Source organism: Rhodothermales bacterium, from assembly GCA_017643395.1.
Lineage (GTDB): Bacteria > Bacteroidota > Rhodothermia > Rhodothermales > UBA10348 > JABDJZ01.
Genome location: JAEPNP010000001.1, coordinates 220,079 through 245,899, shown reverse-complemented (window position 1 = coordinate 245,899; position 25,821 = coordinate 220,079). Strand labels below are relative to the sequence as shown.

Sequence of the window (25,821 nt, the reverse complement as noted above, 5' to 3'; positions counted from 1 at the left end):
CAAAATTGCCGATACCCCGCTTGCACTCCCTGTACTTGCCCCCTGCAAGCTTTGATTTTGTCTCTCCGGACCGCCGTCCGTTTTGCCGCTCCCGTCCTGATCCTTGGACTGCTCTCGGGCTGTTCCAACGAACTGCTTTCTCCGGAGCCCGCGGCCTCTTCCCCGGACCCCAAGATTCGCCACGCGGAGCTGTTTGATCAGGCCATCCGCTCCGGGCGGGCCGGCAAGGAGGGCGATGAGGTCGGTATCATCATCAAGTCCTCGAAACTTGTGGACAGGTACAAGCTGGTGGACCGCTACAAGCTTGTCGATCGCTACCACTACGAATACGCGTTTTGGGGCCTGGCGGCCTGGGTTCCGGAAGGTGAGCTGCGAGATCTCCTCGAGGAGATGGCGGGAGATCCCGACATCCTGTCGGTCGAGCCGGACCTGCCGGTCGATCCTCCGGAGACCATGCTGCCGATCCCCGTGGCATTCCAGCAGTCGCCCTGGAACATCAGCGATGTCGGGGGCAACTCAAGTATCGCACGATCCGGAGACTGGCGAGGGTCCGTGGAGGGCGTCACCGTGTATGTGGTCGACTCCGGCATTCACGGCTATGACCTCAACGAGGTGGCAACGGACAACCTGAGCAACTCGCAGGATGGTCTGGATGCCCAAATGCACGGCTACCCCGCCGCGATGATCGCCGCGGCCGAGGACAATTCATCCGGTCTCGTCGGCATCGCTCCCGGTGCGAGCGTGCACTCCATGAAAGTTTTGGACGATGACGGCACGGCCGATCTGGCTACCGTCGTGGCGGCGATGGAAAGAGTCATTGCGCTCCAGGCTCAGAGCGACACCCCCGCGGTGGTAAACCTGAGTTTGGGCGCAGACGTGGGTTCGGAGCAGTACACGGCGCTGGATGATGCCGTGGACGCTGCCGTCGCCGCAGGCATCTCAGTGGTAGTTGCCGCGGGGAACGAAGGCATCGACGCTCGCACGGTGACGCCGGCACACGCCAAGGGTGCCATCACGGTCGGCAGCTATTCGGTATCAGGACTGTTCACCAAAAGCCGTCGTGAATCCAGCTTTTCCAACTATGGCCCGAGCGTGGACCTGTGGGCACCCGGCGAGTCGGTGTACTCCCTGGTGGAACCTGCGGAGGGTCTCGGAATGGCCAAGGCCGCGTTCCTGGACGGCACTTCGTTCGCCGCTCCCCACGTCACGGGTGCAGTCGCGCTCATGCTGAGCCACCTGGGTCCTGTCGAGCCGATGCTCCTCAAGAGCGCTCTCATCGACGCTGCGAAAGAACTGGACTCCGGCCTGCCCCGGCTCTGGGTGGGCGACGGTGCGGCCGAGGCCATGGAGCTGTATGTAGCGGGCCAGACGGCCTCGCACGATTCGGTCACGCCCCCCGGATCCGGCGCGGGGGCTGACGGGAGCGACTCGACCCCGAACGACGCTCCGACCCACACCCTGATGGACTCTTTTGAGGACGGCTTTGCAGGTTCTGACGGCTCCGCCACGTGGTCCGGCGAATGGGTGGAGCACGGCGAGTCCAACGGAACCGACAAGGGCAAGCTCAGGGTGGTGAGTAGCGGCAGCTGCGCCTCGGGCTCCTGCTTGCGGCTACGAGCCCCGGGCAAGAACCGCAGTGTATCGCGCGCCGCCGACCTGGCCGGCGCGACGTTCGCGACCCTGTCCCTCTATACCAAGCACTCCGGCGGCAAGCACCGGCTGGAGATCTCCGGCGACGGTGGTGCTTCCTGGACCATGCTACACGAATTCAGCGGCAAGCAGGGAAAGCAGAACCTGCAGTTCGACATCTCCGGGTTCCTCGACAACACCTCGCTACGATTCACGGCCGTCGACTCAGGTGAAGGCAATCTGTTCGTCGACGACCTCAAGATCGAGGCGAACGCGCCCGGCTTGCGATCGGCCAACTGAGTCCGGACCTATCCCAACCAAGAGCCGCGATGCACCAAGCGCCGCGGCTCTTTACGTTTGGGGCATGCGTGTACTGCCTCTCCTTGTCCTTTTCCTCGTCCTGGCCACAGCGCCCTCTCACGCCCAGGAAACCCGCGTTGTCCTCGTCACACTGGACGGTCTGCGCTGGGAGGAAGTCTTCCGCGGCATGGACCCGTCCATGACGGAGGATGAGTCCCTGCTCGCCGAGTTTGGCGTGGGCGATGCGGCCGAGCGCCGCACGACCCTTATGCCCTGGTTGTGGAGGACCCTGGCCACGCAAGGCGTGCTGCTCGGCAATCGTCAGCTGGGAAGCACGGGCCGAGTTACCAACGGCCACGTGTTCTCCTACCCGGGCTACAATGAGATACTGACAGGCAGGGTGGATGAGCGCATCGACTCCAACGACAAGGTGCCGAATCCCAATGTCACCGTGCTGGAGTGGTTACAAACCCGAGCCGGAGTTCGCGCCGCCGCTTTCGGCTCCTGGGATGTATTCCCATACATCATCAACGAGGAGCGCAGCGGTATCCCGGTCAATGCCGGGTTCGAGCCTTCGCTGGACCCCGAACGTTCCGAGAGGGAGTCATTCCTCAATGAGCTGCAGGCACAGATCCCGAGCCCGTGGGGCACTGTGCGCCTCGACGCGTTTACGCATCACTACGCGCTGGAGTACATGAAGAGGGCATCGCCCGAAGTCGTCTACATCTCGTATGGCGAGACGGACGACTTTGCGCACAACGACAACTTTCCTGCTTACATCCGAGCCGCCCGCAATACCGACGCGTTCCTGCAGGGGCTTTGGACGTTCCTCCAGACGGATTCCGCATATGCGGGCCGCACTTCGCTGATCATCACCACGGACCACGGTCGCGGGTCGGGCGATGGCTGGGTAGGCCACGGTACGGGCGAAGAATGGGCGGGCTCGGAGTACATCTGGCTGGCCGCGCTCGGGCCATCGATCCCGGCCGGCGGCGAGCTGCGGGGCGTCGGTTTTGACCAGGCGCAGGTAGCGGCGACCGTTGCGGCGCTGATGGGCTTCGACTTCACTATAACGGGGGCGGCGCCGCCGATCTCCGCGGTGGTCGCTCCGCGCGACTAGGCACGGAAGGTGCATGCAGGTGGCTCACACCATCTGCTTCATGCCGATCAACGTCGCTTCCCAAGGCCGATCTCGGCGGGTTTCCACATCTGGAATCCTGCGTTTCTGTACGCTTCTGCTGCTTTTGAGCGTAGTGAGCGGCTGTGCGCGCTACGGCGAGGACGCCGGCACTCTGGTTCTGGACAGCGCCGTCGCAGTGGAAACGACGGCAAAAACGGCTACGGGCTCGGCAAATGATGCCCAGCTGGCGAAACTTGAATCACCGATTCCGCTGCCAGACGGGGTCGAGGTGGGTCACTTGCCTCCGCATTGGTATGGCACGACCTGGGATCGCGACCGCGCAGCCTGGATCAAGGCTGTGCTCTGGGTACTGTACTCGATCGTTGCGCTGATCTGCGTGTACGGCGTTCGGCACTACACCTTTACATACAACCGGCTTTATGGCAGGCAGCGGCATACCTACCTGCCGATTGACGTCGCCAACTGGCCCAGTCTGACCGTCCTGATCCCCTGCCACAATGAGGAGCGCGTGGTCGCGTCCATCCTGGAGGCACTGCTCGCAGCGGACTACCCGGCTGATCGCATGCGCATTGTGCCGGTGAACGACCGCTCCACCGACGGGACGCGGGACATCATCGACCGGTACGCGGCGAACCACGCAACTCGCATCTTCCCCTTACACAGGGAGGGTGGTACACCGGGCAAGGCGGCCGCGCTGCAGGATGCGATCGCGGACGTGACCGATGACGTCATTCTCGTATTTGACGCCGACTATCTGCCCGGCCGAGACCTGATCAAGCGCCTGGCCGCACCATTCCTGGACCCGCAGGTCGGTGCCGTCATGGGCCGCGTGGTACCCGTGAACACGCCTCGGAATCTGCTCACGCGGCTGCTCGATCTGGAGCGCTGCGGTGGGTATCAGGTGGACCAGCAGGCGCGCATGAATCTGAAGGTGATCGCCCAATATGGCGGTACGGTCGGCGGCGTGCGCGTTTCCGCGCTGAAAGCCGTCGGCGGCTGGCGCGAGGACTCACTCGCTGAGGACACCGATATCACGTTCCGTCTGGTCCTGGGCGGATGGAAGATCGCCTATTCGAATCGTTACGAGTGCTACGAGGAGGTCCCGGAGACCTGGCCCGTCCGCATTCGGCAGATCATGCGATGGGCTCGCGGGCACACCGACGCCGCCGTGCGCTACATGCCGGGACTATGGTCCAGACCGCGGCTGACGTTTCGAGAACGGCTGGACGGCGCCCTTCTGTTGGGCACCTATTTGATGTCGCCGATCCTGCTGATCGGCTGGTTCCTGGCCATCCTGGCCTTCTATCTCGGTGCGAACCCGTTCCTGGGGGCCGTGGCCATTTTCTCGGTGGCCGCCTACAACACCATCGGCAACTTCGCGGCCTTTTTTGAGATCGGCGCGGCCGCGCATCTGGACGGAACCGAGCGTCGCATTCGCATTCTCCCGCTGGTCCTCGGCGGTTTTCTGGTCAGCCTGGTCTCCACCTCGCGGGCCGTCATGACCCAACTCTGGCCGCGTCGCCGCAAAGAGGTGGTCTGGGACAAGACGGAGAGGTACCGCACGCCGGCTAGCGCAGAGGAGACGATTCGCAGCGCGGATGCCATTCCGGCTGTTCCGCAACCGGTTCCGGCCCCGGCGCCGATGGCACCGGCGCCGATGGCACCGCCCGCGCAGCGCCCGATGCGGCCTGCGGCGGTTGCTCCCGCCCCTGCTCCGGATCGAGCCGCAAATCGTGAAGCGGCACCGCGTCCGCCCGCATGGGCACCGATTCAGCGGTCGACCCCGGCCCCGCAACAGGCCGCCCCGGCCCCGCCGCAGGCCGCCCCGGCCCCGCAGCAGCAGGCCGCCCCGGCCCCGCAGCAAGCCGCCCCGGCCCCGCAACAACCTTCCCCGAAGCCCCCACAATCCGGCCCGAGACCGGCTGACGAACTCCGAAAACGAGACCGTCGGCCACCGTCCGCACCCGATCGTGTGGCCAGCAGGGCGCCCACCGTGGGCCACCGCATCCCATCCTCCCCGAAGAAACAGTCATGACGATCGGTGTGGTCATACTGATCGTTGCCGCAGCGCTTGTCCTGTTGCTCCCGGCCTGGCCGGCGCTCACGGAATGGCGCACAGGGCGGGACAAGCTGCCCCTGACCATTTCCGACACCTACGCGGACGACCATCACCTGGTCGCCGAGAACTTTGGACAGGAGGTCGCCACGCATGTGCAGGAAGCGGTCTCCAACTACCTCGCCGCAGGGGGCCGGCCGGGCGGAGGCGTCGAAGCGCTTCGAAAGTTCTACGAGGTCATCGGCCCGCATTCCACCGACACCCCCGACTTCCAGAACGGCGTACTGCCGCTGGTGGTGGTGCGCAACACGCTCACCCAATGGCCGGCCGGCGCCGGACTGCTGCGGCAGACCTACATCTCCGGGGCCTTCGAGTCCGGCCAGGGCAGCCTGATCCAAAAACTGTTCGTGGATGGAGACGCATTTCTGGGTGACGAAACCGTGATCGGGGACTGGATCCACGCCCGCCGCACGCTTCGTGCATTGGCCGGCTGCGAACTTAACGGCTCCGTCGCCGCCCACCGCATGCTGCAGGTGTGGCCCGGTTGCCAGTTTGAGCGGCTCGCCAGTCTGGAAATCCGCTTCGGAGACGAGTGGCATTGGCCGGAGGGGCAGGTACCCTCTCTGCACCGCACGCTGGACCTTCCGCCGCTCTTCCGCCTCAACGGACGCGCTGCCAGACACGGCAAGGCGCATCAGGTGGACGGAAACCTGACAATTCCCCCCGAACATGTCTGGAGGGGAGACCTCATTGTACTCGGCAACCTCCGCCTTGGGCGCGGAGCCCGCGTCGAGGGCTCCATCAAGGCCGAAGGCTCGATTCTGCTTGAGGTCGGCGCCTCGGTCGAAGGAGAGGTGTTCTCGAACACGTCACTCGAATTGCGAGCCGGCTCCCGAGTCACGGGCATCGCAGGTTCGGAGGGTCAGTTGACCGTGCGATGGGGTGCCGAGGTCGGCACACCGGAGACGCCATCGACAGCCACAGGAAACACGGTACTGATGGAGCAGGGAGCGCGCGTCCACGGAGTTGTGATGGCCGTCGAGGCCGGCCGCGTGGCGCTACGCACGGTTTCCCGCATGGCCGCCTGACTTCCACGTCGACGGAGCCAGAATAAAGGCCAAATTGGCCTTGAGGGCGCCGGAAAGAGGTCGATACCGCTCTTGTTGCGAACCGCCACAAGACGCACCCCTCTTTCCACATGAGCCAGAAGCGCATCCTGCTGTGCATGGGTACGCGTCCGGAGATCATCAAGATGGCTCCGGTCTACCATGCCCTCCAGGGCAGTCCCCTGACACCCGTCGTGGTGCACACGGGCCAGCACGAGGAAATGGCATGGCCGGTCTACGAGTTCTTCGAGATGGATCCGGCCCACGTGATCACGCTAAAGCGTGAACGGTCAACGCTGGGTTACCTGGGTGGCAGACTCATGGACGGGGTCGATGCGGTCATCGCTTCCGAAGATGCTGAGGCCGTTCTGGTCCACGGCGATACCTCCTCGGCGCTCATGGCGGGACTGGCGGCATCGTACGCGCAGATCCCTGTGGGCCACGTGGAGGCCGGCCTGCGCTCGCACGACATGAGCGATCCGTTTCCCGAGGAGCAAAACCGGGTGCTGCTCGCACAGATAGCGCGGTGGCATTTCGCACCGACCGAGCGCGCGGTGGACAATCTCACCGAGGAAGGCATTGCCCGAGACGGCATCGACATGGTGGGCAATACCATTGTAGATGCGACCCGACTCGGCATGGACTACGCCATCTCGCACTACGCCGGCGGGGGTGCAGTCGAGGGCTGCGACGTGGCGCCGTTCGTAAAGGCCTCGGAAGGCTCCAAGATTGTGCTCGTCACGGCCCATCGCCGCGAGAACTGGGGGGCGCCCCTGGCTCGTATCGCGCACACGGTGCGTGAATTGGCAGAGACACATCCCGAGTTGCGCGTCGTGTGGCCGGTGCATGCGAATCCGGTTGTGCGCAAGACGGTGATCGGGGTCATGAAAGACCTTGCGCCCGATGTGCACGAGCGGGTCCTGCTGACGGGGCCGCTCAACTACCCGCAGATGCTGTGGACGCTGCGGAATGCCTGGCTGACCATTACGGACTCCGGCGGCATCCAGGAGGAGGCCGCGGCACTGCGTGTGCCCGTGCTTGTCACGCGCAAGACGACCGAACGTCCGGAGCTCATCGAGGCCGGCGGCGGCGCCCTCGTGGCCACTGATCCCGGCAAGATCCGGCGCTGGGTAGAGACGCTGCTCGAGAAGCCTATCGTGCACAGCCGCATGCGCACGGTGAGGAATCCCTACGGCGATGGGCATGCCGGACAGGCCATCGCCCGTGTGCTGGTCCAGGATCTGGCGGGCTCCCAGCGAGTCATTCGCGCCGCCTGATCAGAAGGGGCGGAGAGGCCGGCTCTGGCGGCCGACACAAAAGCAGACGGGGTAGGGGTCAGGGCAAGTTTTGCCCGTCGGGCAGGGAGGGAGTCCCTCCTGAAACGCCAAAAAGCCCGAAAAGGAGCACGGCACACTGCTTGCCACTCGCGTGGAGGAACCACAGCCATGCGCCGGCGGCAAAGCCGGTGTGCCCATGCTCCGACATCTGTTTCTGGCCTCGATCATTACCTGCGCCGCCACGACCGCGCACGCGCAGGGACTGCAGCAAACCGCCCCGCCCCGCGATCGGGTGGAAATCGGTGGGCTGAACTACAGCTTTGACGCGGGCATCAGCCCGTGGCGCGGGGCCGTGGTGCGCACGGAGTTTGTACGTGGCCCGAAGATGATCTGGAACGGCGAGGCCGTGGCCGAGCATCGCTTCGGAGAGCCGAGCTTTGCCTACAAACTGCAGCACACGGCCAATCTGGGAGCGTGGATCACCCGGGTGGCGGCACGCACCTCAAACGGCGGGTTCTACAATCCGAAGTATCGCGCGGACGTGACCATCGGCCGCAAGCTGCCTCCGCGTCGCAAGGTGGTGCTGCTTGTCAGCGGCTTCTTCCGGGAAGTACGCGACGGGCATCAGGACATGGCGGCTATCGTGGAAGCGCAGGTCTACTTCAGTCGATGGCTGATTGCGCAGGGCGGCGTGCGGTTTCAGCTAAGCAATCCGGGCGAGGCCACGTCACGCTATCACGACGCCGCGCTTACGATTGGCCGGCACGGAAAGGCAACGCTGCTACTGCATGCGGCGATGGGCTCTGAGGCCTATCAGATCATCGATCCGCTGGTGATCTACACAAACTTTGACAGCCGCATGGGGCGCGTGGCCTGGCGGCAGTGGTTGACGCGGACCTCCGGGCTTCAGGTATCGGGCTCCTGGTACAACAACCCGTACTACACCCGGACCGGGGTGGAGGTATCGCTCTTCTTTGGATTCAACGCCGCGGGGCGCCGATGAGGAACTTGCGCAAGAAGTATCCGGGCAGGGCGACCACGTATCTGCACCGGCACCGCGGCATCCGACGCACGGAGTCCCGCGCGCACATTGTGCCGATGGCTCTGCTGGGCCTGCTGGTCACGCTCGTGTGGGTAGCCACTCTGCCCTTCACCGGCTCGGTCTGGGTATGGATCCTCGATGTCGTGCGTGAACCGCTCGGCATGGCCAGCGGCACGACAGCGCTTCACTACGTGATCGGCGATCGCCTGGCGCTGGTACTGCCCAAACTGGATCTGCCTTCGTTCGAGCCCTCCCGTGCGCATCTGATCGTGACCGGGACGGTGTGTCTGTGTCTGGTCATCCTGAGCTACCTGCTGCCGGCCAAGATGGCACCGACCAACTATTTCCTCCGCGCGGCGGCCCTCATCCAGGGCTCTGCCGTCGCCTTCTTCGCCATTCAGCCCTGGCCGTTTCCGTACACGGCCGGCGACTACCTGACCGGCCTCACCGGCGCAGGCATGACACTCATCGGGGTGGTGCCACTCATCCTGGCGGTCACGCACTGGATCCTGGACTACCGGTGGTGGCAAAAAGCGACCATCACGGTGGTGTGCATGGGCTACCTCTTCTTCATGATTCCCCTCAAGTATGCCGTGCACGGGGTGGTCCTGTACTACGGCGGATTACTCTACATGCCGATTCTGTTCATTCTGTTCGGCCTTCCGGTCGAAGTGTTCGCATTCATCGCGCTGTTCTCATGGGGAATGAGCTGGGAACGGGACCGGGGTCGTCAGGACCGCAACCTTTCCGCCATGCCCGCGGGTGTAGTGGTCCTTGCCATGTTGCTGCTTGGCGCGACGCCGCTCGCCGAGCCCGACGAGAGCCCGTGGACAGCGCCGGCCGTCGACGTGGACCTGGCACTCGCATCGTCCGCCTCTTCGTTGACGCCGCCCGTCGGTTCGGACATGACCCTGACGCTGACGCTGGACGAGCAGTCGGGCAACAACGCGACGAGCGTCATTGTCAATGCCACGCTCGACTCAGGGCTGACCTACAAGTCCTCGACTCCAAGTCAGGGCACCTACAATTCCGGGACCGGCGAATGGAATGTCGGCACGTTGACCGCTTCGGGCACGGCCACGCTGTCCATAGTGGTAACCGTCGATACGTTTGATCCCGTCACGCAGAGCTTCGAAGTCAAGAGCCACGACTTCAACGACCTCGACTCCACCCCGAACAACGCCTCCACCAACGAGGATGACGACGATTCGGAAAGCCTGACTCCGACTGCCATCGGAGGGCAGGTCTGCTACGTGGTGGCTGACTCCGGGGACACGCTCCTGCGCACCACGCGCAGCGGATCGACCGAGCAGAGCGTAGGTGCGACCGGCACCACCGTCATCGAAGCCTCGGCCTACTGGCCGGAAACGGAGATTCTCTACGCGGTGGACGGCGGCGACTTCGGCACGCTGAACACAAGCACCGGCGTCTTCACATCCATTGGAACGATCGGCCAGGGCGACGGCGCCGACGGACTTCAGACGCTGGACGATGCGGACGGGCTGGCCTTTGACCCGCTGACCGGCATCCTTTGGGCCACCGAACGCCGGGAGGGCGCCACCAACCTGGATGACCTCCTGTTCCAGATCAATACGACGACCGGAGCCTTTATCCCGGACGCGTTCGGAGCAGGCGTGGACTACCTGGTGATCGCTTCCACGGCTGTCACCGGTCTGCCCGACATCGACGACATCGCCATCGACGCCTACAACGGCACCCTGTACGGCATCAACAACTCGTCCACGGCCGATGTGCTGGTGACCATCAACAAGACCGACGGCAGCGTCACCAGTGTCGGTGCCCTGGGGCAGGACGACATGGAAGGCCTTGCGTTCGACGCCTACGGTGAACTCTACGGTTCGACCGGGACCAGCGGCGGTGCCAACCGGAACTCCTTCTTTACGGTCAACAAGACGACCGGCGTTGCGACGCACGTGCGCAGCCTGACCACCGGCACCGATCACGAATCCGTCTCCTGTCTCGTGGACGGCGTCAACACCATCTCGGGCAATGTCTTTCTCGACATGAACGAGAACGGCACGTGGGAGGGAGGCACCGACTCGGGCACCTCCGGTGTTACGGTGAGGCTCTACCGCGACGTAAACGCAGACGGTCTCGTTGATGGAGGTGACATCCAGGTCGCGACCCAGGACACCGACGGCAGCGGCAATTTCAGCTTCGTGGTCGCCTCCGAAGGCAACTTTGTCATGGACATCGATACGGGAGACCTCCCGGGCGATGCGGTTCTGACCACGGACAACGTGGAGACGGCTTCATTCTCAGACTTCGGCAATACGGACTCGGCAAACCGCTTTGGGTATCGCCGTCCGATCGATCTGTCGCTCACAGTCGACGTCGATCAACCGAGCCCGAATGTCAGCGACAACGTGACATTCACCATCACACTGGCCAACGCGGGGCCGAACACGGCCACCAATGTTCAGGTGACGAATACGCTGCCAGGCACGCTCACCTTTGTGTCTGCGACGCCCAGTCAGGGCTCGTTCGATGCGGGCACTGAGATCTGGACCGTCGGTACGGTGAACGTGTCGGGCGGCGCGACACTCGACATCGTGGCGACGGTGACCACCTCGGATCCGGCGACGGATTCCGCAGAGGTAACCGCGGCGGATCAGACGGACGTGGATTCCACGCCGAACAACAATCAGCCGACCGAAGACGACCAGGATGACGCCACGGTGACGCCCAGCGGCGGCTCGGGCGGAGGCGGCGGAGGACTGGAGTCAGACGGCTCGCTTGCGGGCACACTGGCCCGGGTGCTGTTCACACGTCGACTCGAAGCGTCGCAGACCGGAGGGATTGATGGTCTGCCGAAATTCCAGTTTGACGGTGCCGGCAAGTCAGGGCTGAGCAACCCGACGCTGCGGGCCGTGGTACCGCTCACCGGACCGGACGGCAGTGAGCCCTTCGAGAGTTCGCCGGAGGACATCCTTCCCGTGACAAATGCTGCCGATGTGGTGGCTGCCGACTACCTGCGCATGCGCGATGGCCGGCGCCTTGGCGCCGTGTTTGCAACGTTGACGCTTTCGGGCGAACTGTACGAACACACCAAAGTCGTGTGCGATCGCCTGCGCGGTGCGCACCTCACATCGGTTGCGGCCATTCAGGCGGCCGGACAACCGTTCCTGTTGTCGCGCCTGGTGCATGAGGACGGTGCGGTCGATCACGCCGTGACCTACGTGGCCTACCGGACCGGATCCGGGTGGACCGTCGACAGCCGATTCCGTCTGGACGAGCACGACGTGCCGGCAGACGCAGAGGACGTCATCAATGTGCAGGTCTGGTCGGTGAGTCCATCGTACACAAGAATGATGGTCGAGGCCTCACTGGCACGTCTTGCCGAGATGGGTCCGATCACGTTCCTTAATACGGAGGCGAATCCGCCGCAGGCGCCGGAGCTCTACATCCGGACCGGTAACTACAGCAGTGGCGTGCTGGAACTGGAGCTCTACAATCCGAAGGCGCGCGGTCGCATTCATCTCACCGGCGGCACCATCCAGCGCACCGAACTCGGGGACCGTCAGGCGTTCCAGGAATCGGTCTCTGTGCCGCGCCCGGACGAAAACGGGATCTCGCGGGTAAGCATTCCGGTCGGCCCGCTGTTCGACGCCTCATTTTTTGTGGAAACGGATGCCGGTGACCGGGACGTCGTCTACCTGGCCGATGGGGCCTGGAGCTACACCTACGACGGTGAAGGTGGCTCCGACGTGAACGATTTTCGCGTGGAGGCCGACCAGGGCGCAGCCAAGGACGGTGTGCATCGCATAGAACGCAGCGTCAATATGACGGGCAGCGTGCGCACGTGGGCGGTTCTGTTCCGCTATCTGCGGGCCAACGGCCGCGCCATGGACCTGTCCGACTACCGGTATGTCGAGTTTACGGCCTCCGGCGCGGGGCAACTTCGGGTACTCTTTGAGAAGGAGTCGGTGCGCACCTCGGACCACCACGGGACCGTGGTGAAACTGGAACGGCAACCGCAAACATATCGACTCTGGTTCGACGAATTACGGCGCCCGGACGGAACGGGCTCACTCGACCCGTCTGACCTGCTGCTGATCTCGTTCTACGTGATTGGCGAGCAGGGTCGGTCCACACCGTTCGAGTTGAACGTGGGCGAACTGCGATTCGGAGGCGCGGAGGGAGATCCTCTGGCCGTGACGCCGGACAGCTACGAGTTGAAGCAGAACTACCCCAATCCGTTCAACCCGCACACGCGCATCGAATTCGGACTGCCGGAAGACGGGCCGGTACGGCTTGAGGTGTTCGACATGCTTGGCCGTTCGGTCGGCCTGCTGGCGAACGGGTTCATGACCGCGGGACGCCATGACGTGCCGTTCGATGCCAGTCGGCTTGCCAGCGGCGTGTATCTGTACCGCCTGCAGGCAGCCAATCGCACGCTCGTGCGACACATGACCGTGCTGCGGTAAGGATCGCGGGAGGCCGGTTCGCGGCCAACGCTTCAACCTGGTGCCAGCTCTGCCGGAAGGCGTGAAAGCCAGCCAAGGTCCAGCACGGCCCACAGGCCCACGAGGATGGCCTCGGCGGCATCATGACGCAATGATGTAGGTCTGGTAGCCCCGGACCACGCGATCACCTTTCGTGCCAGCCTGTCGGCCGCTTGCTTGGCCAGGGCCCCGCTTCGCTGCTCTCGGGGAAGCAGCAGCACCGTGCGCCAGGTGTGCGCATCCAGGAACTGCGGTACCACGCCGGCCCGCTCGGCCGCCTTTTGCCACGGCACGGCCAGGTCCCCGCCGCCCTCGACCACCAGGTGGGTAGTTTCCCGGTATTCGCGCAGAAGAGAGGCCGCAGCGCTGCGCAGCCGGCTTCTCGATCCGTAGTTGCGGCTTCGGTACCACAGCAGACGACCGTCCGGCCCGTAGGCGGCGAGTCCGGTTCGCAGTCCGAGGTCCACGGCGAGTAGAGACGGCATCGCCCAAATTACGGAAACCCTCAGCGCGGAAGGCGATACACGCCGCCCTTACCCCACCCGCTGATGACCCGTCTGCTTTTTCTCGTTGCGCTCCTGGTCGGCTGTGCGCCGGCGGATCCGTCGGTGTCCGACGTGCCCGTGGTAACCGCGGCGTACACCGGAGACACGGCCTGTGCGTCCTGCCACGAGGACCAGTACGCATCCTTCCAGTCCCACGGCATGGCCAACTCGTTCTATGCCATGCATCCGGAGCGAGTGATCGAGGACTTCCCGGGACCGGCAGTCTACCACGAGGAAAGCGATTTCTACTACAGGGCATTCCGCGAGGGAGACCGGTTTTTTCAGGAGGAGTACCGCCTGGACGATCGCGGGACCCAGACGCATCGTCTGGTGCGTCCGATCACTCATGTGGTGGGCAGTGCCCAGGCGGCGCGCACCTACGTCAGTCATGTGAACGGGCGCTACTTCGAGTTGCCACTGACGTGGTACGCCCAGGAGGGAATCTGGGACTTCAGTCCGGGCTATGCCGAGGCGAATCAGCGATTTGATCGTAAGGTGACCGCCCGATGCATGGCTTGTCACACGGATGCGCCGCCCCGCGCGCAGGGGCTGGACGATGTGTTCGGTGCCCAGCCTGCGGCCATCAGCTGCGAGCGCTGTCACGGTCCGGGTTCGGAGCATGTGGCGGCCCGACGGGCGGTGCCGAACCCGCCGGAGGGAGGTGACCCGACGTTGGTTCGGCTCGCGTCGCTGTCCATGGATCGTCGCCTGGATGTATGCCAGCAGTGTCACCTGAACGGGGCTGTCGTCACGTATCCCGACGGGAAGGATCCTTACTCGTTTCGGCCGGGCGATGCGCTCTCCGACCACCAGGTCCTGTATGCAGCGGCGCATGACCAGGGCTTCAGCGTGGTCAGTCACGCGGATCGTCTCAAGCAAAGTGCCTGCTTTCTGGAGTCGCTAAGCACGCAGCGCCCTCTGGAGTGTACCACGTGTCATGATCCACACGACGGATTCCGTGATCAGGGGCCGGCCTACTTTGACGCCACCTGTCAGTCCTGCCACACCGGGGTGGCTCAGGAGGTTGCGCCGGAGCTTCAGGGTGCCCACCAGGAGGCTGTTGGATGCGTGGACTGCCACATGTCTCGGCGGGAAGTGGAGAACGCGCCGCACAGCACGTTCACGGATCACTTCATTCGTGCGTCTGCCCCGGTTGAGGAGTCGGTGTCCGGCCAGAACGTGGAGGGTGTGGTCCTGCAGCCGCTTGAAGGAGAGGCTTCTGCTGGAGAAGAGGCGCTGGCATATCTGACCTACGGATTCGGGCGCGGGGATATGGATGCCATCGCCCGTGGCCTGATTCTGGCCGAAAGCGAGCGGGACTGGTTCCTGCAGGAAGAGAACTCGGAGGCGGCGCTGACCTGGGGAAAGGCGCTGCTGCTGGCGGGGCGGCAGGGGGCGGTCGAGCCGATGCGGGCGGCGGCGCGCGCCGACACGACGGACGCCGAGCGATTGCATGGTGTGGCCCGCGCACTGGAGGCAGACGGTGACTTCGACACCGCGTTGTCCTTCTACGAGCGCGCTCTGACCTATACGCCCGGTTCCGTGCGCATTCTGTCCGACTACGGCAATCTGCTGCAACGGCTTAGTCGACTCGGGGAGGCCGAAGAAGCGTACCGGAAGGCGATTGCCGAGGAGCCCTGGGACGCGGCCTCGCACAACGGACTGGCGGTTACCCTCATGGCCGCAGGTCGGCTGGACGAGTCCATCGCGGCGGCTCGCGACGCGGTGGCGCTGAACCCGGACTACGTGGACGGCCTGACCAACCTGGGTACGGCCCTGGCGCGCAGTGGCCAGCTCGAGGAGAGCCTGGAAGTGCTGCGCAAGGCATCCCTGCTCGGGTATGAGCAAGGCAACCTGGCGCCGGTGCTGAACCTGGGGCTGGTAGCCCTGCAGACGGGTAACCACGAGGAGGCCGTCAACATGATCGGCAGAGTCGTGGTAGCCAACCCGGACAACACGGACATGCGTGTCCTTCTGGCCCGCGCATTCATCGGAAAAGGCGACCCCATCAGTGCCATGGCGCAGCTGAACGCGGGTCTGCGGGCTAATCCGGGTCATCCGGCCGCGACCGCGCTCAAGGAAGAACTCGAGTCGCGCAACTGAGAAGCTCCTCTTAATCACCAGCTGTCGGGTGCCGATAACGGAGGGGCAGCCCTCCCCCCCACTTGCACTCACCGATAGCCATGAAGCGAGTGAGCCTCGGGTCAATCGACCACGACGACCTCATTAGCATCATCCTTGCCCACCCCATGGCGGGCAAGTTTGTAGCGAGCCTTATTGAAGGAGCCGGCGACAATGGTTTGCTGGCCTCCTACGCAGCCGTGTTCAAGGACACCACCGTCTGTCTTCGCGTGCCGAACCACGTGGAAATGGATACAAAGCGCACCTTCCTGCTGGTCTGGCACGGTGCCGAAAAAAGCCCCTGGAGGGTGGAGTCTGTCCTTTTGCCGCGCGATGCCGTCGAGTTGCGACTGCTCGCCGCGGCGGCAAGCACGGCAACGATGGTCACAGCCAAACTGCCCATCGTGAGCGATCAGAAGGCCGCCTGAGGGGACGAATCTTCCGCCCCGCGAGTCGCGAAATCTGGCTTCCAGCTACGATTCGGGCTTGGCCCAGCGTTTGCCCTTCCGCGGGTGAACAACTGCTGAGTCATGGCCACACTTGTAGAACGGCGGCGCCGTCTGGCACGACATGAGCTTCCCGTCGAGTCCTTCTTTCTGGAGATGGACGATGCGGAAGAGAACGTGCGCGAGGAAATGCTCTTCGATCGCGCCGCGCTGGAATTGGAGTCGGGTCGATCCCGACGAGGCGTGTATGCCATGGCCCTGACCGCCACGGACGGGGACCGGGATCGCGCAGGCGCTCGCTATCTGCAGCTGCGGGTCGACCAACTGGCCAGCGAGTTCGAAGCGTGGGAAACCGAGCGCCGACTGGAAGAGACTGAAGAGTCGCGCCGCGAAGAGGCTTCGGCCGATCTCCTGGGGACCCTGTTTGCCATCGGACTGGTGATTCTCGCCGTCATTGCGATCGTGAACTGGAGCTGAGCCCGGGCGCGGGGTCCGATTCGGGAGGACCAGCGCCGTCGATTACGCGTAGCCGCAGGGTCGTGTGTCTTCAGGCCACACCCGATGACCGACCGCGTGACCCCATCGCCATCCAAAACGCTGCCCGAAAGGATTCAGCAGTCCGACCGGGAGGCCTTTGAGTCTGCCGTGACGGCGTACCAGGACGCCTTGTACCGGTACGCCGCGGGAATTGCGGGCAGTGCATCGGCGGGCGATGTCGTTCAGGACGTCTTCCTGAAGTTGTGGGAAATGCGTGAGTCGCTCTCGATTCGCATCTCACTGAAGGCCCTGCTGTATCGCATGACCCGGAACCGCGCCCTGAACATGCGCCGCAAGCTGCGGCGCGTAGAGCTGCCCGGAGAACTGCCGGAACCCGGCGCGCCTGATCAGGAATCGTCGCAGGACCTCGAAAGACTGGTCCGCGAGGGCATTCGGGCGATGCCGCCACGCCGTTCGGAAGCTTTCCTGCTCAGTCGCTACCACGCGCTGACCCATGACCAGATCGCCCGGATTATGGGGTTGTCCGTGCGAACGGTCCAGACCCACATCGTGCACGCCCTTCGCGACCTGCGGGCGCATCTGGATCTGCATCGGGAGGCGGGCATGCATGCTGAAGAGGCACGATCATGATGGACCCAGGAATGACTCCCGAAACCGAACTCGACGCTTTGCTCAGTGGTCTTCCGGCGGCGGAACGTGAGCCGTTGAAGCGCGCCTGGGATCTCGCCGGCTCCGTGGCACCGGAGCCGTCTCTGGGTGTAGCCGAGGCGGAGGTACTCCGTCAGGACATCCTTGCAGGCGCCCAGCCGTCGGGGCGCCGCTTTCCCTGGAAATGGGGGGCTGCTGCCGCTGCGGTGCTCCTCGTCGCCGTCGCTCTTGGCTGGTCCGGGTCTACACTGGTCGCCCCGGCGGGAAATACCCAGCTGGTCACGTTGCGGGATGGTTCCACCGTGCTTTTACACCCCGGCAGTGAGCTTGACATGCCGGGGCCGCTGCGCCGGTCCGCGCCCGTGCATCTTCGGGGTGAGGCGCGCTTCGACGTGGTTCCGTCGCAGCGGGTCTTTCGTGTCCATACCGGGGACGCGCGGGTCACGGTGCTTGGAACCCGGTTCGTCGTGCGTGCCTGGCCGGGGGAGGCAGGTACCGCTGTGCATCTTGAAGAGGGCAGTGTGCGACTCGAGTCGGCTGTTGCCGCCGAACGCATTGAGGCCGGCAGCTCGCGCCGGATCCAGGCAGGCCGCATCCTGGACGCGCCCGAGTTTGGTGTCGACGTCGCGCTTGACTGGACCAACGGCGATTTCGTCTTTGTGGACGCCCCGTTCTCTGCTGTCCTCCAGGACATCGAGCGCCGGTTCGGGGTCCGCATCGAAAATCGCACGTCGGAAATGCAGGGGCGTCTTGTGAACGGAGCATTTCGTGGTCCCGCCTCGGCTGAGGAGGTACTGGGAGACCTTTCCTTGATGCTGGCTCTGACCTACTCCCCCACGTCCGACGGCTTTGAAGTGACCGATCGTTGATCCGATAGCTGCGTTTCGGCATACACTGGTCCTGGTTGTCGCGTTGCTGGGACTTCTGCACCCGCCTGAACTCCAGGCGCAGGAGACCCGCGTTATCGAGATCCAGGCTATTGATGCGCCGGTGGCCGAGGCCCTACGGCTACTGGTGGCGCGGTCGAAAATCGAGTTGCTGTATGAATCGGCACTGGTCGACGGAAGGCGGACCACCTGCCGGATTCGCACACAGGATGCGGTGGCGGCTCTCCGGTGCATTCTCGATCACACCGGGCTGGACTATGTGACCCTCTCGTCCGGTGTGCACGTGGTGATTGGAGCCCCTGAGCGCCGTCCGGAGTTGGCCTCCATTGTCGGGCGTGTGGTCGATGCGGTCTCCGGCCAGCCGGTGCGCCATGCTCACGTGCAGGATGTGTCCGCCGGTACAGGAACGCTCACTGACGAGGAAGGTCGATTTCTGCTCGGCATGGTGCGACCCGGCCCGCACCCGGTTCGCATCACCCATGTCGCCTACGAGACCCGGATCGACACCGTATGGACGGCGCGAGCGGCCCGGTCCATTCCCCTGCAGCAACGCATCGTTCAGGGGCAGGCTGTGCTCGTCTCCGGGTTGAAGGCCCGGAGCCTGGAGGAAGGCACCTCGGCGGTTCGGGGCCTTGTCGATGACGTGCGCGCTCTCACCACGGGCGGCGTCGGAGGGGCGGCCCGAGTATCCGGGGTTCGTGTGGATCCCGGCGGGGCCGGTGTGCTCCTGGAGGGCAGTGCACCTGGAGAACACGGTCTCTTCCTGGACGGCACGCCCATTTTTGTGCCGCTGCCGAATGGTGGGGTGTTCAGCCCTTTCAGCCCGCTGGCCGTTCGCGACATGATGGTGCACCGAGCCGGATCGTCAGTGCGGTCGAACTCGGGGCTTGCGGGGAGCATTCATGCGGAGCACTCCCTGCACGATGGCCCTGGCGGTCGCGCCGCCGTGGTGCAGGTGTCGCCGCTCGCGGCGGACGCACGCGTTTCAGGTCGCCGGGATAAGTGGGAGATGATGTTGGCCGCTCGCAGCGAACTGGGGCGACACCTTCGGCCGAATGCGCTGGACCGAAGAATCCGCCAGTGGAGCCGGCCGGACCCATGGCTCGCCTCCCGGCTGTTCGAATCAGACGCAACCGAACTTGAGCAACTGGGGGCCGCGCTGCAGCAGCAGCCGGTGATCATGAGCTATGCCGATGCCCACGCCGCGGTCAAGCGGACCGTCGGGGCGGCCGGCTGGCTGTATGCCTCCGCCTATTTGGGCGACAACCGGTTCGGTACTCCCGCGCTTGAGTCTCCGCCGTTTGAGCTGGATGCCGTGTCGGATGAGTACGTCTGGCGCAATCGCGCCTTCCAGGCCCGGTACAGCTGGTTGCCCGGCACGCGTACGCTCATGTCGGCAGGTGTGTGGACATCCTCGTTTCTTCTGAACCACCCGTTTGCCGAGTCGCCGCAGGCTCCACGGGGCGCCCAGGGGTCGGAATTCAACGAAGTCGTTTCGGAAGGCGTCTACGCAGTGCTGCAGACAAGTCTGCGTCCTCGTGTCTCGATGAACCTGGATCTGAGAGTGCGAAACGTGGACACAGACTCGCGCATGGGTGTCGACCCTCGCGACCCAACCCGGGAACTGTTGCCTCCCGAAACCCCGGAGGCGCGCTGGCTCGCTGAAGCTGCCCTGGATTCAGACTGGTACCTCGGTTCGGCCGTCAAGGTGACCGGAGGATCACGGCTGGTGTGGGTGCACGCCCGTCGAACTCTGTATGCGGAGCCGCGGGCGGCTGTGCACCTGGAGCGGGGACGGACCTCCGGTCGGGCAGCAGTCGGACTCTATCGGCAATACCTCAACCAGTTTGATCTGGCGAGCTGGAGCCTGTCGGCCGTACTGCCGACGTTTCGGGTCTGGCTGCCTCTGACGGCCGACCAGCGGCCGGCGACCGCCGCACACGCGGTGCTGGAGGCCGCCTGGCAGGGTGCGCCGGACCTCACCGTAACCAGCCGCGCCTATCGCAAGGAGTTTCTGCGCCTGCATGACGTCGCTCTCCAGTCCGGAGGGCCGAGTGTTGGGGAGGCGTCCGGAACGGCTTCCGGCGCTTCACTGGAGGTCGATTGGCGTCCAGGCAGCCTGGAAGTGCAGGGAGCGCTGGAATTGTCTCGCTCGCGAAGGACCGTGCCAGGTCGCTATGGAGGCGCCGAAATTCGCTCGCCCTGGGAGCAACCGTTGCGTGTCGCCGGTGGCGCGATCTGGCGCCCCGCACCGGCATGGTATCTGTCGATGAGTGGTGAACTGGTGCGAGGGCGATCCTGGGGTATGCGTCGCGCCTACTATGCGTATCTGCCCGGCGAGGTCGCACGCCCCGATGAGGATCGGCTGCCGCTCTACGCGCAGCTCGACGCCGCCCTTTCCTACACCATGTCGCGAAGTGCACTTCCAGTCACCTTGCGGCTTGACGCCATCAACGTGACGGCACGAAACAATGTGGTGGAGTATCGACTGGACGCCGACGGGAGATACGCCATTCACGGCCTGCCCCGCGTGCTGATTTGTTCCGTGCGCGTGCACCTCTGAATTCGGGCGATGGGACTTACGCGTTGCGAAGTCGCCGCGTGTCCAAAGGGTAACCAACCCGACTGGCGGCATGCGCACCCTGATCGTTTTCATCGTCTGCATGGTTGCGTTCGGCTCGAACGTCCAGGCCCAGCGCTTCACGATCAGCGGCGTCATTACGGATGCCACCAATGGCGAGACCCTGATCGGGGCGAATGTGCACGCCGTGACCGCCGGGACCGGCACGGCCGCCAATGCCTACGGATTCTACTCGCTGACCCTGGACGCAGCGGACTCGACGACGCTGGCTTTCACGTTTGTAGGGTTCGAACCTCAGGTCAAAAAGGTCTATCTGAATCGGGACGTCCGGCTGAACGTCGCTCTCCAGCCCGGCGCAGGTCTGCTTGATGAGGTAGTCGTCTCGGCTGAGGCCCTGGTGGAGGACAACGTGCGCACGACGCGCATGAGTGTCGTGGACGTTCCCATTCGATATGTGGAGCAGTTGCCTGCACTGCTGGGCGAGCAGGACGTGCTCAAGGTGATCCAACTACTTCCCGGCGTGCAGCAGGCGCAGGAGGGCACCACCGGATACCACGTGCGTGGTGGCAACGCCGACCAGAACCTGGTCGAACTGGACGAAGCCACGGTCTACAACCCAAGCCACCTGTTCGGATTGTTCAGCGCGTTCAATTCGCGTGCCCTGAACAACGTGGAGTTGGTGAAGGGTGGTTTTCCCGCCCAGTACGGCGGCCGACTTTCGTCCATCCTGCGCGTCTCCATGAGGGATGGCAACCGGCAGGAGTTTGAAGGCCAGGCGGGTGTCGGCATCGTATCGTCGCACGCCACCATCGAGGGGCCGCTGGCAAAGGGCAAGGCGTCCTACATCCTCTCCGGCCGGCGGAGCTACCTGGACCTGTTGATTCGGCCCTTTCAGAAGGACCGGGTCTACTACTTCTACGACCTCAACGGCAAGCTGAACTACAGTGCCGGAGAGAATGACCGGATCTACCTGAGCGGCTTCCGCGGCCGGGATCACGCGGAGTACCTCGACGCTTCCGGAACCGGCTACGGCATTCGCTTCGGCAACTCCACCGGCACGCTGCGCTGGAATCACATTTTCGGGCCCCGGTTGTTCTCCAACGTCTCGCTGGTCAGCAACGAGTACTTCATCCGGGTGAACACCATCCAGGGGCAGTTCTACTCCCAGAACTACTCTGGCATCAACGATCTGACGGCAAAGGCGGTGCTGGAATTCTACCCGGCGCCCCGCCACAACATCCGGATCGGTGGCACGACGACGCGTCATGTGTTCATGTCCACCGGGACCGGCGGACAGCTCCCGACGGGGCACGTGGTCGCCGGAATCGACGCCGGCCAGATTCCCGAGCGGAAAGTGCACGAGTCTGCCGTGTTCATTCAGGACGACTGGGACTCCAACGGGCGGTTTGGCCTGAGTGCCGGCCTGAGGATTCCATGGTACAGCGGTGACGACACCACCTATTCAGCGATTGAGCCCCGACTTGCGGTGCGCCTGAGTCTGACCGAGCGGTCTTCCTTCAAGGCCAGCTTTACACGGATGAATCAGTTCGTGCATCTGGTTCCGAGCACGACCGCATCGCTCCCGACCGATATCTGGACCCCGGCGAGTCGGGCGGCCAGGCCCCAGGAGGCCACGCAATACGCGTTTGGCTACTTCCGGAATTTCCGGGAAGGGCGCTATGAGGCCAGCCTGGAGGGGTACTACAAGGAAATGCGCAACCAGGTCCTGTTCCGTGAGGGGACCCAGATTCTCGCCTACCAGGACATCGACCGTCAGCTCACGTTTGGACGGGGCTGGTCCTACGGGGCGGAGCTGTTTGTAAAACGCCGGGCGGGCAAGCTTTCGGGGTGGCTCAGCTACACGCTGAGTTGGACGCGCCAGCGGTTTCCAGCGCTCAATCGCGGGGAGGTCTTTCCCTTCCGATATGACCGGCGGCACAATGTGTCTGCTGCTGCGACGTACGAGTTGCCGGGCAAGTGGTCACTTTCGGGCGCGTTCGTTTTCCAGAGTGGGCCGGCGGCCACGCTGCCCGTTGGCCGCGTGCATGTCAGCCTGGGCGGGGAGCTCTACGAAGGCCTGTTCTACGACTACGAGCAGGTCAACAACTTCCGCATGCCCAACTACCACCGGCTGGACGTCTCGGCCACGCGCACGATCGCGAGTCCCCGCTGGTTTGACGAGGGCGAGCTTGTGATTGGCGCCTACAACGCCTACAGCCGCCTGAATCCCTACTACGTCTACCTGGATCTGGACATCAAGACCGGCGAGCCCGTGGCCAAACAGGTCGCTCTGCTGCCCATCGTGCCCAGCATCTCCTACAACGTGCGATTCTGATGAGAGCAACTCTGCTTGTATTGGCTGCGCTCAGCCTGCTGGGCTGCAAGAAGACCATTGGCATCACCGAGCAACCCTATCGGCCGACCATGGCGATCGAAGGCCTGCTCATGCCGGGCGAAACACCGCGCATCTACCTGAACGAGACCGTGCCCTTCTTCTCGTCGCGGCTGACTCCGTCGCAGCTGTTTGTGGACGATGCGGTCGTCAACATTCTGGGGCCGGACGGTCTGGATCAACTGGTGGTTGATTCCACCTACAGCCGCTGGTGGTGCCGATGGGAGCCCTTCTACGCCGGGTCCATCCAGATCCGGGAGAACGCCACATACACCCTGTCGCTGACCCGGCGGGGGCAGTCGTACACGGCCGAAGCGACGACCAATGTGCCGGCTGCCACAATCAGCGACGTTTCCTACGTGGAGACCTTTGTCGACATTTATGGTGGACACGAGGGGGTCGTGGTGAATTTCGACGACATCCCCGGACGGTCCGATCAGTACCGCTTCGAAATGGTGCGCGAGCTCGACACTCGGCATGAGACCGTGGACGACCGGGAATATCGCAGTCCCTGTCTGGCTGAAGATGAGAAGGTGTGGCAAACCGACGTAGGTCGCTTCGTGTACTTCGATGACCGGCTGGACGGCGCCCCGGTGCGCTTTGTGGTCGAGCCGGCCCACACGAACTACAAGGACGACAAGGCCCTAGTCTACATCCAGAGCCTGGACCGCGAGGCCGCCGAGTTTTACGAGCGCCTGGACAGGCAGCGAGAGGCCAACGTCAATCCCTTCATCGAACCTGTCTTCTTGGAGACCGGAGTGCATGGGTTGATCGGCGTGTTTTCTGCCATGAATCGGTCCGAGCCCATGCCCTTTGTGTTTCCGCTGGATTCGGGGTGATGGGTGCGGGCTGGCTGCTGGTGGCCGGCCGGGGTTGGCTGAGGCCGTCTGGGGCTGGGCTCTCGGCCGGATGGGGCGCGCGGGCGCAACCGCCAGGCCGGGGACGGGGCGCGCTGGCCGCAAACCGCCAGGCCCCACCCGCCGTCGGCGAGTGGGGCCTTCCGTTTCGCTGCGATGTCCCCCCAATCAGCCGTCCGCAGCGATGGCGGGGGAGGTAGTTGGGGAGCGGACTTTCCGCCCCCCAACACGGCTCAGGAATCCACGTCGGTGAGTTCCGGGGCCGGTCCCAATTCGCGGGCCACGTATTCGTCGCGCCATGTGTTGACCTCGTCGATGAAGGCCTGCGCCAGGGTCTCGATGGAGATTTCCGAGGGGTCAATGCCCTCGACCGCTACGACTCGATCCAGATTGGACTGTGCGCGCTCGTAGTCGATGTTCAGGTCCACCGCCCGGCCGTAGGCCAACTCGGCGGCGCGGAAGAATCCTCGCAGTTCCAGTGCCATGCCCAGGTTGTTCTGGAACGTGGCGTTATCAGGTGCAATCGATACCGCCTGGGCGAGCGCGGTCAGTGCCTGCTCGTACCGCTTGTCATCCACCAGCACGAGGGCCAGGTTGTTGATCGCCCACGCGTCTGATTCGTTGATCAGAATCGCTTCGCGATACGCATCCGCAGCGCTGATCAGTTCGCCGGCCTGGTGCAGGGCACGACCGCGAAGTCTGTGATTGATGCCGTTTTCCGGCGACAGCGAATCAGCCTCGATGAGGACCGAGAGCGCATCGTCCGAGCGACCGCCGTCCAGCAGCGTACGGGCCAGATTCTGCCACGACTTGACGTGGGTGTCGTCGAGCATCAGTGTTTCGCGGAAGGCGAGTTCGGCGATTTCCAGTTCGCCGGCTTTGCGTGCAGAGAGGCCGAGCATGTAGTGGCCCCACGGGTTCTCCGGCTTCTGATCGATGTACCGGGTGAAGAGCTCGGTGGCGCGCACATAGTCGCGCTCGTTCCAGGCGGCTTCCGCCTCTTCGTAGGTGACCGGCGTCACCACGGTCGGTGCCGGGGGTTGCACGGGCTCCACGACCGGAAGCACCACAGGTGCCGGGGCAGGACTCACGCGCTCGGTCACCTCAGGGGCGGTGTCGGCGGCAGTGGGTTCGCTATCCGGCCGGCAGCCGACCAGGGCGAGGGTGAGAACGAGCGCGGTCATGTAAACCAGCGTCACTAGTTCGGATAGAGGAAGGCTTTTGCTATGCATGGTCTCGAAGGTCTTGGTTGCGAGTGCCGTGCAATGCCCACCCAAGCGCGATGCCAAGGCATGCCAGGTACGGGCGATGGGGTTTGTAAGCGATTGGGCGGCAGTGGGTTAGGGGTCTTTTGCCTGCGGACCGCGCGGGCGCGCTGTGTCCGTTGGGACACGAGCGCGGGAGGCGTCACGTGTCCGCCTGGACACGGGGCACCGGCGCCGGCCGCGATTCCGGCGCGAGCGGCCGCCCCGGGGTTCGATTTGTCGCTAAGGTTTCATCCGGAGGGGTTTTTGAACCTATTTGCGCTCGAATCCGCTGCTAAGGTTCCATCGGGGGTGTTTTTAAACCTATTTGGGCTCGAAACCGCTACTAAGGTTGCATCCGGGGGTGTTTGTGAACCTATTGGAGCCGGAAGCGCGCAGTCGCTACCCCGCCGCGGGGTGCGGCCGCTGCGGGTGCCGCCGCTGCGGGTGCCGCGGGATGCCCGTGCCGCTGCGCCGCCGCGGGACGCCCGAGCCGCTGGCCGCCTCGGGTGCAGGTGTAATCGGGGGCCCTGATTCCACATCGGACCCCGATGCTCGGGCCCCGACATGCAATCAGCGGCCGTA

The 25,821-nt window shown here is 64.3% G+C and carries 17 protein-coding genes; 15 read left to right on the top strand and 2 right to left on the bottom strand.

The annotated features are described in order from the left end of the window. Window positions 1-57: 57 nt before the first annotated feature. The 7 genes from JJ896_00950 to JJ896_00920 all read left to right on the top strand — a co-directional run bounded on the left by JJ896_00950 (window position 58) and on the right by JJ896_00920 (window position 12,999). Complete coding sequence (locus tag JJ896_00950; GenBank protein MBO6778196.1) at window positions 58-1,929, top strand: S8 family serine peptidase; 1,872 nt, start codon at window positions 58-60, stop codon at window positions 1,927-1,929. Between the two features lie 64 nt (window positions 1,930-1,993). Next, complete coding sequence (locus JJ896_00945) at window positions 1,994-3,049, top strand: alkaline phosphatase family protein (protein ID MBO6778195.1); 1,056 nt, start codon at window positions 1,994-1,996, stop codon at window positions 3,047-3,049. 40 nt (window positions 3,050-3,089) lie between these two features. Continuing rightward, complete coding sequence (locus tag JJ896_00940; protein MBO6778194.1) at window positions 3,090-5,105, top strand: glycosyltransferase family 2 protein; 2,016 nt, start codon at window positions 3,090-3,092, stop codon at window positions 5,103-5,105. Next, window positions 5,102-6,214 carry a hypothetical protein gene (locus JJ896_00935; GenBank protein ID MBO6778193.1) on the top strand — a complete coding sequence of 371 codons (1,113 nt, stop codon included), beginning with the start codon at window positions 5,102-5,104 and terminating at the stop codon, window positions 6,212-6,214. Before JJ896_00940 ends, JJ896_00935 begins: the two co-directional genes overlap by 4 nt. A 110-nt stretch (window positions 6,215-6,324) precedes the next feature. Next, a complete protein-coding gene (wecB, locus tag JJ896_00930) occupies window positions 6,325-7,509 on the top strand; it encodes a UDP-N-acetylglucosamine 2-epimerase (non-hydrolyzing) (protein MBO6778192.1) in 1,185 nt (394 codons plus the stop codon). Between the two features lie 196 nt (window positions 7,510-7,705). After that, complete coding sequence (locus JJ896_00925; protein MBO6778191.1) at window positions 7,706-8,512, top strand: YaiO family outer membrane beta-barrel protein; 807 nt, start codon at window positions 7,706-7,708, stop codon at window positions 8,510-8,512. Next, complete coding sequence (locus tag JJ896_00920; GenBank protein MBO6778190.1) at window positions 8,509-12,999, top strand: DUF11 domain-containing protein; 4,491 nt, start codon at window positions 8,509-8,511, stop codon at window positions 12,997-12,999. The genes JJ896_00925 and JJ896_00920 overlap by 4 nt, the downstream gene beginning before the upstream one ends. 32 nt (window positions 13,000-13,031) lie before the next feature. On the opposite strand, the gene JJ896_00915 is transcribed toward JJ896_00920, so the two are convergent. Beyond that, window positions 13,032-13,502 carry a hypothetical protein gene (locus JJ896_00915; GenBank protein ID MBO6778189.1) on the bottom strand — a complete coding sequence of 157 codons (471 nt, stop codon included), beginning with the start codon at window positions 13,500-13,502 and terminating at the stop codon, window positions 13,032-13,034. 63 nt (window positions 13,503-13,565) lie between these two features. Between JJ896_00915 and JJ896_00910 the strand changes: the two genes are divergently transcribed. From JJ896_00910 to JJ896_00875, 8 genes are all read left to right on the top strand, one after another. Next, window positions 13,566-15,665: a tetratricopeptide repeat protein gene (locus tag JJ896_00910; protein MBO6778188.1), complete on the top strand. Its 2,100-nt coding sequence runs from the start codon at window positions 13,566-13,568 to the stop codon at window positions 15,663-15,665. An 80-nt stretch (window positions 15,666-15,745) separates the two neighbouring features. Continuing rightward, a complete protein-coding gene (locus JJ896_00905; GenBank protein ID MBO6778187.1) occupies window positions 15,746-16,111 on the top strand; it encodes a hypothetical protein in 366 nt (121 codons plus the stop codon). Between the two features lie 102 nt (window positions 16,112-16,213). Beyond that, window positions 16,214-16,606: a hypothetical protein gene (locus JJ896_00900; GenBank protein ID MBO6778186.1), complete on the top strand. Its 393-nt coding sequence runs from the start codon at window positions 16,214-16,216 to the stop codon at window positions 16,604-16,606. 84 nt (window positions 16,607-16,690) lie between these two features. Continuing rightward, window positions 16,691-17,257 carry a sigma-70 family RNA polymerase sigma factor gene (locus JJ896_00895; GenBank protein MBO6778185.1) on the top strand — a complete coding sequence of 189 codons (567 nt, stop codon included), beginning with the start codon at window positions 16,691-16,693 and terminating at the stop codon, window positions 17,255-17,257. After that, window positions 17,254-18,144 carry a FecR domain-containing protein gene (locus tag JJ896_00890; protein MBO6778184.1) on the top strand — a complete coding sequence of 297 codons (891 nt, stop codon included), beginning with the start codon at window positions 17,254-17,256 and terminating at the stop codon, window positions 18,142-18,144. The genes JJ896_00895 and JJ896_00890 overlap by 4 nt, the downstream gene beginning before the upstream one ends. Before the next feature lie 43 nt (window positions 18,145-18,187). Then, a complete protein-coding gene (locus JJ896_00885; GenBank protein ID MBO6778183.1) occupies window positions 18,188-20,725 on the top strand; it encodes a carboxypeptidase regulatory-like domain-containing protein in 2,538 nt (845 codons plus the stop codon). A gap of 70 nt (window positions 20,726-20,795) precedes the next feature. Next, window positions 20,796-23,078, top strand: a complete 2,283-nt coding sequence (locus tag JJ896_00880; GenBank protein MBO6778182.1) for a TonB-dependent receptor — start codon at window positions 20,796-20,798, stop codon at window positions 23,076-23,078. Continuing rightward, window positions 23,078-23,974 carry a DUF4249 family protein gene (locus JJ896_00875; GenBank protein ID MBO6778181.1) on the top strand — a complete coding sequence of 299 codons (897 nt, stop codon included), beginning with the start codon at window positions 23,078-23,080 and terminating at the stop codon, window positions 23,972-23,974. The genes JJ896_00880 and JJ896_00875 overlap by 1 nt, the downstream gene beginning before the upstream one ends. A gap of 251 nt (window positions 23,975-24,225) precedes the next feature. On the opposite strand, the gene JJ896_00870 is transcribed toward JJ896_00875, so the two are convergent. Next, complete coding sequence (locus tag JJ896_00870; protein ID MBO6778180.1) at window positions 24,226-25,224, bottom strand: tetratricopeptide repeat protein; 999 nt, start codon at window positions 25,222-25,224, stop codon at window positions 24,226-24,228. Window positions 25,225-25,821: the final 597 nt, after the last annotated feature.

Bases quoted from the DNA above. Each gene is read 5' to 3' on its own strand.
- JJ896_00945 (MBO6778195.1), top strand. From the start codon at position 1,994: ATGCGTGTACTGCCTCTCCTTGTCCTTTTCCTCGTCCTGGCCACAGCG.
- JJ896_00940 (MBO6778194.1), top strand. From the start codon at position 3,090: ATGCCGATCAACGTCGCTTCCCAAGGCCGATCTCGGCGGGTTTCCACA.
- JJ896_00935 (MBO6778193.1), top strand. From the start codon at position 5,102: ATGACGATCGGTGTGGTCATACTGATCGTTGCCGCAGCGCTTGTCCTG.
- wecB (MBO6778192.1), top strand. From the start codon at position 6,325: ATGAGCCAGAAGCGCATCCTGCTGTGCATGGGTACGCGTCCGGAGATC.
- JJ896_00925 (MBO6778191.1), top strand. From the start codon at position 7,706: ATGCTCCGACATCTGTTTCTGGCCTCGATCATTACCTGCGCCGCCACG.
- JJ896_00920 (MBO6778190.1), top strand. From the start codon at position 8,509: ATGAGGAACTTGCGCAAGAAGTATCCGGGCAGGGCGACCACGTATCTG.
- JJ896_00915 (MBO6778189.1), bottom strand. From the start codon at position 13,502: ATGCCGTCTCTACTCGCCGTGGACCTCGGACTGCGAACCGGACTCGCC.
- JJ896_00910 (MBO6778188.1), top strand. From the start codon at position 13,566: ATGACCCGTCTGCTTTTTCTCGTTGCGCTCCTGGTCGGCTGTGCGCCG.
- JJ896_00905 (MBO6778187.1), top strand. From the start codon at position 15,746: ATGAAGCGAGTGAGCCTCGGGTCAATCGACCACGACGACCTCATTAGC.
- JJ896_00900 (MBO6778186.1), top strand. From the start codon at position 16,214: ATGGCCACACTTGTAGAACGGCGGCGCCGTCTGGCACGACATGAGCTT.
- JJ896_00895 (MBO6778185.1), top strand. From the start codon at position 16,691: ATGACCGACCGCGTGACCCCATCGCCATCCAAAACGCTGCCCGAAAGG.
- JJ896_00890 (MBO6778184.1), top strand. From the start codon at position 17,254: ATGATGGACCCAGGAATGACTCCCGAAACCGAACTCGACGCTTTGCTC.
- JJ896_00880 (MBO6778182.1), top strand. From the start codon at position 20,796: ATGCGCACCCTGATCGTTTTCATCGTCTGCATGGTTGCGTTCGGCTCG.
- JJ896_00875 (MBO6778181.1), top strand. From the start codon at position 23,078: ATGAGAGCAACTCTGCTTGTATTGGCTGCGCTCAGCCTGCTGGGCTGC.
- JJ896_00870 (MBO6778180.1), bottom strand. From the start codon at position 25,224: ATGCATAGCAAAAGCCTTCCTCTATCCGAACTAGTGACGCTGGTTTAC.